The organism is Chroococcidiopsis sp. TS-821 (assembly GCF_002939305.1).
Taxonomy (GTDB): Bacteria; Cyanobacteriota; Cyanobacteriia; order Cyanobacteriales; family Chroococcidiopsidaceae; genus Chroogloeocystis.
The window spans coordinates 252,699-265,434 of the sequence record NZ_MVDI01000003.1 but is presented as its reverse complement, the minus strand read 5'-3'; the positions used below and the strand labels follow the sequence as shown (position 1 = coordinate 265,434).

Annotated in this window: 11 protein-coding genes; 4 read left to right on the top strand and 7 right to left on the bottom strand. The window is 41.7% G+C overall.

The genetic code is table 11. The annotated features are described in order from the left end of the window. Positions 1 to 191: 191 nt before the first annotated feature. The 4 genes from B1A85_RS11550 to B1A85_RS11535 form a co-directional block, all read right to left on the bottom strand. Positions 192 to 407, bottom strand: a complete 216-nt coding sequence (locus tag B1A85_RS11550; protein ID WP_104547061.1) for a type II toxin-antitoxin system HicB family antitoxin — start codon at positions 405 to 407, stop codon at positions 192 to 194. Beyond that, the gene (locus B1A85_RS11545; RefSeq protein WP_104547060.1) at positions 404 to 598 is read right to left on the bottom strand and encodes a type II toxin-antitoxin system HicA family toxin; all 195 of its coding nucleotides are present in this window, start codon (positions 596 to 598) and stop codon (positions 404 to 406) included. The genes B1A85_RS11550 and B1A85_RS11545 overlap by 4 nt, the downstream gene beginning before the upstream one ends. Positions 599 to 703: 105 nt before the next feature. Further along, a complete protein-coding gene (rpiA, locus tag B1A85_RS11540; RefSeq protein WP_104547059.1) occupies positions 704 to 1,414 on the bottom strand; it encodes a ribose-5-phosphate isomerase RpiA in 711 nt (236 codons plus the stop codon). Between the two features lie 150 nt (positions 1,415 to 1,564). Continuing rightward, complete coding sequence (locus B1A85_RS11535; protein WP_104547058.1) at positions 1,565 to 2,377, bottom strand: hypothetical protein; 813 nt, start codon at positions 2,375 to 2,377, stop codon at positions 1,565 to 1,567. A gap of 657 nt (positions 2,378 to 3,034) precedes the next feature. On the opposite strand from B1A85_RS11535, the gene B1A85_RS11530 reads away from it, so the two are divergent. The 3 genes from B1A85_RS11530 (at position 3,035) to B1A85_RS11520 (ending at position 8,086) form a co-directional block, all read left to right on the top strand. Continuing rightward, complete coding sequence (locus B1A85_RS11530) at positions 3,035 to 4,630, top strand: heme peroxidase family protein (RefSeq protein WP_104547057.1); 1,596 nt, start codon at positions 3,035 to 3,037, stop codon at positions 4,628 to 4,630. A gap of 197 nt (positions 4,631 to 4,827) precedes the next feature. After that, positions 4,828 to 7,086, top strand: a complete 2,259-nt coding sequence (locus B1A85_RS11525; RefSeq protein ID WP_104547056.1) for a hypothetical protein — start codon at positions 4,828 to 4,830, stop codon at positions 7,084 to 7,086. Continuing rightward, positions 7,052 to 8,086, top strand: coding sequence for an NAD(P)/FAD-dependent oxidoreductase (locus B1A85_RS11520; protein ID WP_104547055.1), 1,035 nt, complete (start codon positions 7,052 to 7,054; stop codon positions 8,084 to 8,086). The genes B1A85_RS11525 and B1A85_RS11520 overlap by 35 nt, the downstream gene beginning before the upstream one ends. Before the next feature lie 4 nt (positions 8,087 to 8,090). Here B1A85_RS11520 and B1A85_RS11515 read toward each other — a convergent pair whose 3' ends face one another. Both B1A85_RS11515 and B1A85_RS11510 read right to left on the bottom strand, forming a co-directional pair. Continuing rightward, complete coding sequence (locus tag B1A85_RS11515) at positions 8,091 to 9,257, bottom strand: cysteine desulfurase family protein (protein ID WP_104547054.1); 1,167 nt, start codon at positions 9,255 to 9,257, stop codon at positions 8,091 to 8,093. Positions 9,258 to 9,262: 5 nt separating this feature from the next. Continuing rightward, positions 9,263 to 9,892, bottom strand: coding sequence for a type I restriction endonuclease (locus B1A85_RS11510; protein WP_104547053.1), 630 nt, complete (start codon positions 9,890 to 9,892; stop codon positions 9,263 to 9,265). Between the two features lie 114 nt (positions 9,893 to 10,006). On the opposite strand from B1A85_RS11510, the gene B1A85_RS11505 reads away from it, so the two are divergent. Next, positions 10,007 to 10,882, top strand: coding sequence for an FAD-binding domain-containing protein (locus tag B1A85_RS11505; protein WP_104547052.1), 876 nt, complete (start codon positions 10,007 to 10,009; stop codon positions 10,880 to 10,882). Positions 10,883 to 10,970: 88 nt separating this feature from the next. On the opposite strand, the gene B1A85_RS11500 is transcribed toward B1A85_RS11505, so the two are convergent. Then, positions 10,971 to 12,662, bottom strand: coding sequence for a DUF262 domain-containing protein (locus tag B1A85_RS11500; protein WP_104547051.1), 1,692 nt, complete (start codon positions 12,660 to 12,662; stop codon positions 10,971 to 10,973). Positions 12,663 to 12,736 lie beyond the last annotated feature (74 nt).

Below are 12,736 nucleotides of genomic sequence, written 5' to 3'. Positions count from 1 at the left end.
CATGGTGTAAATAGACAATATTCGCTTCTCCCATTACCAAACACTGCCACTGCTATTCGTACAGCAACTACTTCATGAACTCCTTCAAGATAGCAAAATGTCTACAGCCTGCTTTGCCTTGGCAATCAGTTCGTAATCTTCCGATGAAAGCTCCGTATTTGTTCTTCCTCGAGTTGGGTTGAAGCTCCACGCTAGTTTAAACTTCTTTTAGCATTGGCTTCATTGGGCGTTGGTGTAGGAATTGGGAGATTTTCTGCCTGTAGCATTTCCAAGTGAAACTGAATAGCTTCTTTGATGAGAAATTCAACTTCCTCTCTGGTTTCAGCAACCGCTACGCAACCTGGTAGATCCGGCACATATGCTCCATAGCTAGTTTCTCCTTTTTCGATAATGATTGCATAACTCATCGCTCCTCCTCAATTTGAGCCTGTCGCCAGATACTTTTTAGTGTACCAATTGGTATGTCAATACTCGGCTTACCTGCAACAGTAACAATACCAGGTTTGATTGGATGTTTGAAATGGCGGTGACTGCCATTTGTTCGAGCGAGATACCAGCCGTCTTGCTCTAGTCGCTTAATGACTTCACGCACTTTCATAAATGCCCTTGATGAGGTATCTAGCGCAAAATCTCTTCGAGATTACGACGTAGGCTTCTTGTATCGCTGCCACCGCTATGCTACTAGAAACTTTTAAGGGTTCTACTACATCTCCTTCACTACCGGCTTACCGTCTTGGACTTCACCAATCAGAACTAAATCTGTTACGCCGACAAAAATTCCGTTTTCTAAAACGCCAGGGATGTTGTTGAGTGTTTTTTCTAACTCAGCGGGATTGTCAATTCTATCAAACTTAACATCAACGACCATGTTCCCTTGATCGGTGATTACGGGTCCCGCTTTTTTTACGCCCATACGTAATTCCGGTTTACCGCCAAGTTTCTCAATCGCGCGCATGACTGGAGAAATTGCCATAGGAATTACTTCTACAGGAACCGCGAAAGTAGAACCCAAGCGATCGACAAGTTTAGAGCTATCGACAACAACGATAAATTGATCGGCTAAGTAATCCACAATTTTTTCACGGGTATGCGCCGCGCCGCCGCCTTTAATGAGATTTTTTTGCGGATCGACTTCATCAGCACCATCGATCGCAATATCAATATGGTCAACTGCATCAAGAGTTGTTAAGGGAATACCGTACTGTTTGGCGAGAACTTCGGCTTGGAATGATGTGGGAATCCCAACAATATCTTTGAGTTCGCCAGACTTGAGGCGATCGCCTAAAAATTGAATTGTGTACGCTGTAGTTGACCCCGTTCCTAGTCCAACAATTGTCCCTGATTGCACGCGATCGGCAGCAGCTTTACCGACTTCCTGCTTCATCAATTTCACGGGATCTGCGCCTGCGGTCATTCGCCAAACTCCTCAAGTAATATCAGCTATTGTCCATCTTACGTGGCAGTTGCACGCTTCTAAACAAGATTTTTGAGAATTGCCAAGCAACTGAAGTTCTAGCTAAGCGTGACGATGGTATGCGCCACGCGTTATTTGTGGATTTGAAAGTTAACCTTGTCCAGTTAAGCGATAGTATTTATGTGGATATCGCCAGCGGACAAGATTTTTCATTACTGAATTTATCCAAACCTTACTGGGAATATACTCCACTGAAAACCCCATCGTTTTTTTGGGTAAATCTTGCGTGGCATTTTCGCGCACGTGCAAACCGTCTACAATTTCGTGAATTTTGCCGGAACGACGACAGACTTGGACAAACTCATAGCTCAATCCAGTGACAATACTAGTCGGTAAGGCATCAGTTGCATAGTAGCCATTAACCATGTACGCAGTGCCATTTACAGCATATCCATCAATATAGCCGCCCAACTTGTCGCCAATTAGACCTGCTAACACCAGTCGATATTTGTCGGGGGTGATGTTTTTTAAACTTGCCAGATAAGTTGCTTTTGAGGGTGGTTTCTTGTGCTTTGTGCGTTGCAGTGAAGAGCGAAAAACTTCATATCCTTGTTGTTGCAATAGCGCTGGACCAGTTAATTGGACAATCGTAACAAATTTATAACATTTGCGCAGGTGAGTTCTACGTTTCTGAGGTAAGCTTTGCAAGTCATAGTTGGCAACATCAGACAACAAGTGAACGGGTACTGAGCCATTAGCAGTTACGGCATCCTTAGTATCTAATGCTGCCCTAAATCCCCAACACCAAGGTGTAGGGCGTGTTGCTTCTTCAGTGCTTAACCGAGCCATCAAATGAATTGGTTGATAAAAGCCTGGCACTACCTCTTCCCAGTAACGACCATGATGATAGATAATATGCGCGCCCTGCTGACGACGCCAGTTGACCATTTCTTGTTCTGTCATTGAAATTAGCTCAGATTCAGATACATGCTTTATCTGCAAGTCACTCATTAGCTGTTTTCCTATGGACGAACTTCACTTCAAGTTGGCTTATACAGTTTTGTGCAGGGATTTTAGATCCAGTATTTACACTAAAAACTCAGTACTACCAAGTTCATAAAGAAACCTGCTGAAAGTAGAAACAACATACAATAATTAGGCGGACTTGAACAAGTCACGACAGAAGTTGACGAAATTTTCTTAGAGTAAACACTCAAGAATGACACGCTTTTTGTGCGCCAGTCGCAGATTATTAATACTCATGTCCGAAGATTAAAACTCAGGGCAATTAGACATTAGCAATGGGCAATCTGTACCGGATATTGATACTTCAAGCCGCGACGCCCTATCAATAAATTGTTGATAAAAATATTTACAAAAAAATTAGTAAAAATTCCGAAATCTTCTCTTGGCAAAGAGTAGACATGATTACACTCACAGTTTATTGCAAGAGTCATAATCGCGACAATCTTAAGACATGTAAACCCCAATAAAGTGTCGCGCGATCGCTTCTTGCACCTTATTCAGAACTAGCACTTTCTGAATAACACATTGTATTTGCTGCAAAAGCAGAATGACTTTTCCTCATCAATCTCAACAAGACGACAGAAGTTAAAAATTATGAATATACAGCAAAAAATTCAAAACAAAATTCAAGGCTTTACTCCGCGTAAACCTGCGGGAGAACGAGTCGGGAGAATGCATGGCTTTAGTCCGCGCAAAGAAGATAACCAACCGATTGGACAATTTGTTCCTACAGGAAAGTTTGGTAGATTGTTTCCCGAACTGCGTCCGCTATCACCTGTCAATAAAAGTTTAGAAGAGTTTCAAAAGAGTCTGGAAGCATTAGGAAATGCGATGAACGATCCTCGGTTTCTAGACGATCCAAGTGAAAACGACCCTGCAAACGACAACAAAACTGTTCCTGCTGGTTACACCTATTTAGGTCAATTTATCGATCACGACATTACCTTTGATATCACTTCGCTGCAAGAAACGCTCAACGATCCTCTAGCGTTAAGAAACTTCCGCACTCCAATGGTTGACTTGGATAGCCTTTACGGTGCAGGACCTGAGGTGCAACCATATCTTTATGAACTGGAAAGACCAGAGTTTTTCCTACTTGGACAAACGACTGAAAGTCCGACAGGAAGACAAGGCGAACAACTAGGCGTACTACCGAATGATATTCCCCGCGCATCAAGTATGCTAGGGCTACTCGGCGATCCTCGTAATGATGAAAATTTGATTGTTTCGCAATTACATCTTGCATTCCTTAAATTTCATAACAAAGTAGTGCAAGGAATTAAAGATGGCACAATTCAACAAGAGTCCCCAATTCGCAAGTCTGCATTTGAAGAAGCTAGAGATCTCGTTATTTGGCATTATCAATGGATTGTTATCCATGATTTTCTAACTCGCATTCTTGATAACGAACAACTTGGTCTTGTCCTCAAGCAAGGACCCTCTTTTTATAAACCTACAGGCGATGCGTTTATTCCGCTAGAGTTTTCTGTTGCTGCTTATCGCCTCGGACACAGCATGGTACGCGCAGCGTATGACTACAATCGTGTCTTCACTTTTCTAGAAACAGATAGTAAACTTGCAAGTGCAACGCTACAACTCCTTTTTGAATTTACTGCCAAATCAGGAAGAAGAGATACTGAATTAGGACTTAACCCCACACTGCCAACAAACTGGGTGATTGATTGGCGCAGGTTTTTTGAAATTGACCCAAATATACCAGTAGGTTTAAGTCGTAAATTAGACCCTTTACTTGTCGATCCTTTAAAAGATTTACCCAACGTTCCTGAACCGAGATCTTTAGCAGTAAGAAACTTACTACGCGGATTAAAAGTAGGTCTACCACCTGGTCAAAGTGTTGCAAGATTTATGGGATTTGACCCTTTATCACCTGCTGAGATTGCAACAGGAAAAGATGGAGAAGTTGCCAAACAACATGGTTTTGATATTGAATCTCCATTGTGGTACTACATTCTCAAAGAAGCAGAAATTCAAGGTGACGGCGAACATCTAGGGCAGGTTGGTAGTCGTATTGTTGCTGAAGTGTTTGTAGGATTACTTCAAAAAGATAGCAGTTCTTTTTTGGTAAGGAAACCTGATTGGAAACCAACACTCCCTGCACAAAAGCCAGGAACATTCACAATGGTTGACTTATTAAGGTTTGTTGGAGATATTAATCCAATTGGTGATTAATTAAGCGCTCAACATAAGAGCAAAGAGTAGGGGAAAATCCCTCTTCACCCTGCTCTTTCTTCAAACAATGTAATGTCTAGTCATTACAAGCAATATCTAAAGTTTGACAGCATTGCTAAAAAATGTACAAAAAACTAAAAAAAGAACTTCTGCAAAACAAGAAATGAGCGTATAAGTTAGCACATGGGAGAGACACTATGGCTTTAATTGATGAAGTAAAACAAGTTTGCGATCGCCTAGCGTCTCAAGGATGGCGAGACTTACTTTTACAACACGGTTTAGATATTACTGCAACTGATTTACAGCAAGAACTTGCCAAAGAATTACCCTCAATTGACCGCAATCTTGCAGGATTTACCGACTTTGCATCAGATGGAATTCGCGGTATTGAACCAGGAAGCCCCGCACGTAGTTTGTTATATCACGCCTTAGCAAGTTCGGCAGTGCATCCGGTTGGTAATAATGGCGCTTATCCGACTTTAGCAGAGTTGGATGCCATCGAAAACTACATCTATAGCCTCACAAATCGTAGTTTAGCTGATTTTCCTAATGCCGTAATTGCAGTATTTGCGTATCAGTATCGCATTGCTTCACGAAGTCCGCACGGAATTCATGCTGATATGGCGTTTTCGCGTACTGGAGTTGCGCGTGTAGGAACAACAACAGCAAATTACAGCGGCTTTCGACGAAGTTTTTGGGTAGAATCCGAAGACGGTCGCCTTGCGGTAATGCCTGCACGTTATGCGGCTTTTCTGGCGGTAGAACGTCGCTTAAGTGTTGATGATGCGATTTTAGAAGAACAACCAGGCGATCGCACGCGCCGATTTTTGTTTCCTGTGCATAAATTATTTCCTGGTGATGAGTGCTTGCGCGATGTCAATATTACCTTAGAGTTTCTCGAGTATCACCGCAATGAGAAACTACAGCGCGTACATACGCATGGTGGAATTCCCATATTAGATGGATTTGATATTAATCAAGCCCCATTTGTGCGCGATTCGCGTCGTTCGCGGGATTTGGTAGAATTACAACCCGTCAACGCCTCAGTTTTACTCGTACCGCAACCCACACCACGGTTAGTTTACACCTCAACGCAGCGAAATTCTGTGACGGGACGCGATGAAATTGTCCGATTTCAGGTACCACCAGAAAACTTCAACAATCGATTTTGGACATCTTATCAAATTGCCGCTAATGGCAGAGGACGCGAAGCACCTGAATACGTCAATATGCGACATCTGGTAGAAACAAGTGCGAGTGAGCAAAAATTAGTTGATTTAAATCAAGAAATTGCCTCAGAAGACGAATTTTTACAGTTTCTTGCCCAAGGAGGTTATGAAGCCGCACACTTTAGCGATAATTCCTGTGATGGTTGCATTAGTGTCAGAGTCAATGGTTTAGCGAGACTTGCCGTACGTCCAGCGTATTCTTTAGTAACAGCGCCAGATTTCTTTCCACTTGCGGATCAAATTGCGATTGAACATTGGGTAGATGAGTTTTTACCCACTTTGCGCGCTCAATTTAGTCAAGGTGGACCATCACCCTTATCCAAAGGAAGACAACCTCCCAATCCAGATTTACCTTTACCTGATAGCGAGACGAAAGCTTTTCGACGCAATGAAACAGCGATCGCCGCAATTGTTGGTAGCGCGCCTCGTACTAACGATCTACCCAAGCGCTTGCAATCTGATAGTTTAGTCAGTTTTTTACCAGATGCTGCTTCTAATGTTTTTGCCCCTGGCTGGGATGTTTCGTTAGGACAAGACCGCCAAGGTAACTTTTACGCAGCTTATGGCTTGGGTAGTCCTTTTCCTGAAGATGCTAAACTTTGTGCTGCACTGAATTCATTTTGGCCTGCGGTAGCACCCGATGCAGCGCGAACTTTCGCGATTCTTTCTGCACCGACAGCGTTACCATTACTTGATAGCGAACTTGGTTATCATCCACAACATCCCCGCGTGAAAGCTGGAGAAGTCATGTCACAACGAGGATGGGATGGCGAGTATGGTTCGTTTTTTGAAGACTTTGACGGGTTAGTCGTCAATTTTGCGAATAAAGACCGTTCCGACTATATTTCTAATGCGCTTGCAGGACAAATTCGCGTATCAGAACTGGCGCAGGTAGATAGTGCAGAACTTATTCGCCGCATGGAAGCCTTGCGTTTTTGCATTCGCGTGTTACCACCAAACGATACAGTCAGTACAACTCAATTGTTACTTGTCGCTGCGGAAAAAATTGCCGATTGGACACAAAGAAGCGATCGCGCCCGATCGACATTGCAAGGTTCTGGCTATTTATACGTCTTCGCCACAGTGCAAGGAAGCGAACAAATTACCGACGATGTCCGCCGCAAACGTCTGCGCGTACGTAATCGTTTCACGTGTCAGATAACGCAAGATACTTTGTGTTGGCAACAAGACGATGGTGAATTTCGATGTGAAGTCAATGCGATCTGAAGCAGCAACGGATGTCCTCATTCTCGGTGCGGGACCCGCAGGTACAGCAACCGCGATACAATGCGCTCAAGCTGGACTTGATGTCGCGATCGTCGAACGCGAACAATTTCCGCGCGATCGCCCTGGAGAAACTCTACACCCAGGAATTGAGCCTTTGCTACAACAACTAGGCGTTGCTGAACAAACTTTGACTCCTGACTTGCTACGTCACCCTGGAATTTGGGTGCAATGGAATCAAGCGCACTTTGTCCCTTTTGGTAAAGACGATACAGGTGTATGGCGCGGCTTTCAAATATGGCGGGCAGATTTTGACGCGGCTTTACTCAACCATGCTAAAAAGTTGGGAGTCAAAGTACTACAACCCTGCTATCCTACAGCGCTACTTCTGAGTGCCGATCGAGTTGCAGGAGTAAAAACATCGCAAGGTGCATTACATTCAACCTTTGTTGTCGATGCAACCGGAAGTCACCACTGGCTAGCACGTCAGTTAAAATTACCAATTACTTACTATAGCCCGCGTCTCATTGCCCGCTACGGCTACGCTACAGGAGAAATTCCCCAATCTTCACCCGCGATCGCCGCAGATAACCAAGGTTGGACATGGACAGTCCAAGTACGCCCCCAACTGTATCAATGGACGCGACTATCTTTCAACCAACAAATTGATAAACGCTGGATTCCCCCAGAATTTGCCCAACTACAACCAATACGAACCAACGCCGCCGATGTCACCTGGCGCATTGTTGAACAGCCAGCAGGTAAAGGTTACTTTCTCGTTGGCGACGCAGCATCCGTACTCGATCCCGCCGCCTCGCACGGTGTCCTTAAAGCCATTATGTCCGGTATGATGGCAGGACACATAATTACCCAAATCTTCAACCACGCCCAACCAGAACAAATCGCCATTCAAGCCTACAATCACTGGCTACACACCTGGTTTCACCACGACATTCAAAAACTAAAAGAACTCTACGCTACCCTACCAACCCCCCCTCAGTAGTTCGTTACACCATCATCGCCTGCTGACGCAAACTTGCAATCGTTGCGATCGCATATTCTCCCACGCGTTCCATCTCCTCTGCTGTATTAAACCGCCCAATTCCAAACCGAACCGACGCATAAGCTAAACTCTCAGTACGTCCCAACGCTAGCAAAACGTGAGAAGGTGCTGTTTTTGCCGAAGAACACGCCGCGCCTGAAGAAACCGCCATGACAGGCTGCAATCCCAGTAACAACGCTGCACCATCTACACCCTCAACCGAGACATTCAAATTTCCTGGTAATCTTTGCGTAGGATGTCCATTGAGGTAAATTCCAGGAACTTGACTCAACTTTTGCCACAACTTATCCCTTAACATCGTCAAGCGCTGTGTTTCCGTTGCTTGTTCGGCTAAAGCAATTTCGACCGCTTTCGCAAATCCAACAATCTGCGGTGGATACAACGTTCCCGATCGCATTCCGCGTTCGTGTCCCCCACCGTGTAACTGTGGCGCAAGTTGGACTCTCGGATTGCGCCGCCGCACGTATAATGCACCAATACCTTTAGGACCATAAACTTTGTGGGCAGTCATCGATAATAAATCTATCTTCATTGCCTGCACGTCGAGGGGAATTTTACCAATTGCTTGCGCAGCATCAGTGTGAAATAGTACGTTGCGATCGCGGCACATTTGCCCAATTTCTGCCAATGGCTGCAACACGCCGATTTCATTATTAGCCGCCATCACAGAAACTAAAACTGTATCAGGGCGAAAGGCTTTTTCTAAGAGAGTTAAATCGATTAGTCCGTCGTTTTGTACCGGTAACAATGTGATTTCAAAACCAAGCGATCGCAAATACTCACACGGATCGAGTACTGCGTTATGCTCAGTTTGTACCGTAATAAGATGCCGCCCTTTTTGGAAGTAAGCTTCAGCAACTCCTTTAATCGCTAAGTTATTCGCCTCTGTCGCCCCACTCGTAAAAATAATTTCTTCTGGTGTCGCCGCAATCGCCTCTGCTAAGATATTTCGTGCTTGTTTAACCGCCGCCTCCGCTTCCCAACCATAAAGGTGACTCGTGCTTGCTGGATTGCCAAAGCGCTCGGTGAAATACGGTATCATTGCCGCTAATACGCGCTCATCTACAGGTGTCGTTGCATGATTATCTAAATAAATTGGACGACTCACCATTTTTCTTAACTTAATACTTGTCTTATATTTTTTAATATACCCAGAACTTTGTATAACTCATTTTCACGCTTGAGAAGCGTAAACTGTTCAGATAATGCATATTGAGGAATATCTTGTTTAAGAAGCTTGAGAAATATAAATTCACTACCGTTCGTAACTAATCCAAATACTGGATTTTCTGGATAAGGGTTGCTTAGCATATAAGCTAACGCTTGCGGTATTGCTGTAAATAAAGAAAATATGGTACTTTTCGATTCAATAACAAGTAGCCAAAACTGTTTTTTAAAAACTAAAACATCAATTTTGCCTTTTAGTATTTCCCCTTCGTCTTCTTGGATAATTTCTATAGATTCTTCTGTTTCTACATAAAAAGGAGGACGATAAAACCCTGCTAAATCAAGTAGCGGTGATAACACAACCATTTTTACTTCTTCGGAAATCGGGCGTTGCTTAGCAAGATTTAAGTAATTTGATTTAACTCTGTCTAAATAGTACTTTTCTTGTTCAGTAGGTTCTATATAATAAGGTTCTAATAAGCATTCTGCAAAGAATTGTTCCTCATTAACGAGATGAAGACCAAACTTTTCTTCTAAGTAAGCAATACCAATATTACGAGCTTGGATAACTTGAATCATTTTCTTGACTAACAAAAATATTAAATTATTTTGTGCTATCTTTTATAGGTATGCTTTAAAAAAACTCAACTTTAATCAATTATTGATATTTAAATTATAGAAGACATAGTTCAAATGAGTAAAAATATGCAGCGTGAATTTGGTAGCCGTGATGAGTTAGTTGCCTACTTACGCGAACAATTTCCAGAAACAGTAAAACGTGGCGATCGCATTTCTCAAATCAGAGGAGGACGAAAAGCCGCAGAAGCCGCACTAGAAAAGGTAGATGCAGCCCAGTATGCTAAATCGCGCAATTTCTTAACAGGCGCAGTCACAAGGCTTTCACCGTATATTCGTTACGGAGTCCTTAGTTTAGCTGAAATTCGAGACTATGTTTTACAAAAAGTGAATCAAGATGAAGCAACTAAACTGATCAATGAACTAGGTTGGCGTGATTATTGGCAGCGATTATATGTCAAAATAGGTGATGGTATTTGGGAAGATCGAGAACCTTATAAAACTGGCTATAAAGTAGAAGAATATCAACAAGAACTCCCCGACGATGTTGCTAATGGAACAAGTGGACGAGTTTGTATTGATAGCTTTAGCCGCGATTTAAGAGAAATTGGCTATTTACACAATCATGTGCGGATGTGGCTAGCAGCATACATTGTGCATTGGCGACGCGTGCGTTGGCAAACTGGCGCAAAGTGGTTTTTAGAACATCTTTTAGACGGCGATCCAGCGAGTAATAATATGTCATGGCAGTGGGTTGCAAGTACGTTTAGTCATAAGCCGTATTATTTCAACCGCGAGAATTTGGAACGCTACACCGAAGGAGTGTATTGTCGTCAATGTCCTTTGTATGGTAATTGTGACTTTGAAGGTAGTTACGAAGAGTTAGAGAAACGGTTATTTCCTAAAGGAGAGTTTAGTAACAACCGTGGTAGTCAAAGTTGGCAAAGAGGAAAAAAGGGGAAAGGAAGCAGTGAAATGCGAAAGAGTAACTAGCGGCTAGCGAAGAAAAGTGCACAATTGCTGTGTTAAAATCTTCGATAACGCTCCTCGCTTTCTATTATATATGTCTATGATAACGAAGTCATCGAAGCCAAATTTTTAGAGCTATATCAGCTAAATATTCGGCACGCTTTTTGATTGCTTCTTCGTTCCAAGTAGTAAAATTTTTAAAATATTGGTTTAAGGATAAGTTACTAGCATCCAAGAGCGATCGCTTTTCAGCAAAACTTTTATTAGACAGTTCAGGATTGTAACCTGTTAATGTTAAATTACCTAAATTATGTAACCATTCTTTATGAATTTTATTATAGTTAGCTCCTAAATCTGCTTGCCACTGCTTATTTAAAGTTTGAGGCATAATATGCTCTAAATTCAAATTTTCAAAATTGACTTGCTCTCTAGTTAGCATGGCTTCAATACTTTCTAGCAGCAGCTTAACTCTATCATTTAGTCCAGAAGTTTTACTATATAAAGCTTTGTGAATAAGTGCTTCACGAAACTTTGCATCTTCTGGAAAAATTTTAGTAGTTTTAAAGCTTCTTAGAGTTTGACGTAAGCCTTCAACTAAATTGTTGGGTTCTTTCTCTTTTACGGTTTTATATAAATCATTAAAAACTGTACCTAGCGTTCTAGTAGAAATTCCAGTTATCCAACGCCGGACAAAATAGGACTCTAAGTACCTTATAATTTCTTCAAACTCTGCTAGCGCTATTTTTCCTTCTTCATAATCTCGATACACGTTGAGTAAGAATATATGACAAGTCGTAAAATCTAACCTTTTGAGTCGTTTGAACCATTTTTTTAAGTTTTTATTCGGTTCTTCATCTTCAAAGTTGAGGCGTAAGTAATAATTAGCAAACTGAATAATTTCTTCAAGTTGGCTGATTGCATCTGCTTGAGATGAATCAAATTTTTGCTTAATCGCTTTATATACTTCCTTTTGACTAATTGCATTACCATCTTTACGAACGTAAAACCAAAAGGCATTTGTTAATTCATTTGCAAAGTAATCTCCTGTATAATCCTTAAATTTTAATTGCAAGGGAAGCCAAAGATTGTTGTATACTACTTCTTGTTCGCGAGCAGGTATCTTCATAAAGATGTAATTTCGTACCAGGTCTATTTGACTTAATTCTTCTCCTTTATTATTTAAACTTTCAAAAATAAGATAAGGGTTATCACCCTCATCAGAGGTAATATTAACTAACAAAATCTGTTCTAGAAGAATCGCTTTAAACTTATTGAGATCTAATATATTGCCGTCCTCAAATCCTGGTTTTTTAAATTTGTTCTCAAAAAATTTATAAGCTTCGTAGACTAAGCCGACTTTATTGATATCTTTAACTGTTTTTGCTATAATAATACTTTGATAAACTTCGCGATCGCTTTGTGTTGGTAATAACTTGTAAATATCATTATCTTTCTTAAATTTATTAATTAAATACAATTCTTGAACTTCATTTGCCACGCTTTTGTCAATTTTTTTAAAATGGTTTCGTAAAACTGCCAAAACAATTGTTAACGTTGTTAAGCGTTGTTGTCCATCAATAACAACAAATGGTGAGATTCCGTCAGCAGTACCAGGTATAGCTTGAGTTACTATTGGTCCTAAAAAATAAAAGCCTTTGATTTCTTCTCTGTAGAGACTCATTAAGTCTTCCCACAGTGTTTCCCAATTTTCCTTTTTCCAAGAGTACGATCGCTGAAAAAGTGGGATTTGAAATTGTTTAGTACCTTCTAGTAAATTACGGAGAGTCGTTTCGGAAGCTTTCATTCTGGCTCAAGATAGCAGATCATTCTATTCAAGAATAATGAGCCTAGTGGAGAAATAAAGCCTAACTCTAGATG

Coding starts and splice junctions, on each gene's coding strand:
- B1A85_RS11505 (WP_104547052.1), top strand. CDS start 10,007: ATGAGTAAAAATATGCAGCGTGAATTTGGTAGCCGTGATGAGTTAGTT.
- B1A85_RS11550 (WP_104547061.1), bottom strand. CDS start 407: ATGAGTTATGCAATCATTATCGAAAAAGGAGAAACTAGCTATGGAGCA.
- B1A85_RS11530 (WP_104547057.1), top strand. CDS start 3,035: ATGAATATACAGCAAAAAATTCAAAACAAAATTCAAGGCTTTACTCCG.
- B1A85_RS11535 (WP_104547058.1), bottom strand. CDS start 2,377: ATGACAGAACAAGAAATGGTCAACTGGCGTCGTCAGCAGGGCGCGCAT.
- B1A85_RS11525 (WP_104547056.1), top strand. CDS start 4,828: ATGGCTTTAATTGATGAAGTAAAACAAGTTTGCGATCGCCTAGCGTCT.
- B1A85_RS11520 (WP_104547055.1), top strand. CDS start 7,052: ATGGTGAATTTCGATGTGAAGTCAATGCGATCTGAAGCAGCAACGGAT.
- rpiA (WP_104547059.1), bottom strand. CDS start 1,414: ATGACCGCAGGCGCAGATCCCGTGAAATTGATGAAGCAGGAAGTCGGT.
- B1A85_RS11500 (WP_104547051.1), bottom strand. CDS start 12,662: ATGAAAGCTTCCGAAACGACTCTCCGTAATTTACTAGAAGGTACTAAA.
- B1A85_RS11515 (WP_104547054.1), bottom strand. CDS start 9,257: ATGGTGAGTCGTCCAATTTATTTAGATAATCATGCAACGACACCTGTA.
- B1A85_RS11545 (WP_104547060.1), bottom strand. CDS start 598: ATGAAAGTGCGTGAAGTCATTAAGCGACTAGAGCAAGACGGCTGGTAT.
- B1A85_RS11510 (WP_104547053.1), bottom strand. CDS start 9,892: ATGATTCAAGTTATCCAAGCTCGTAATATTGGTATTGCTTACTTAGAA.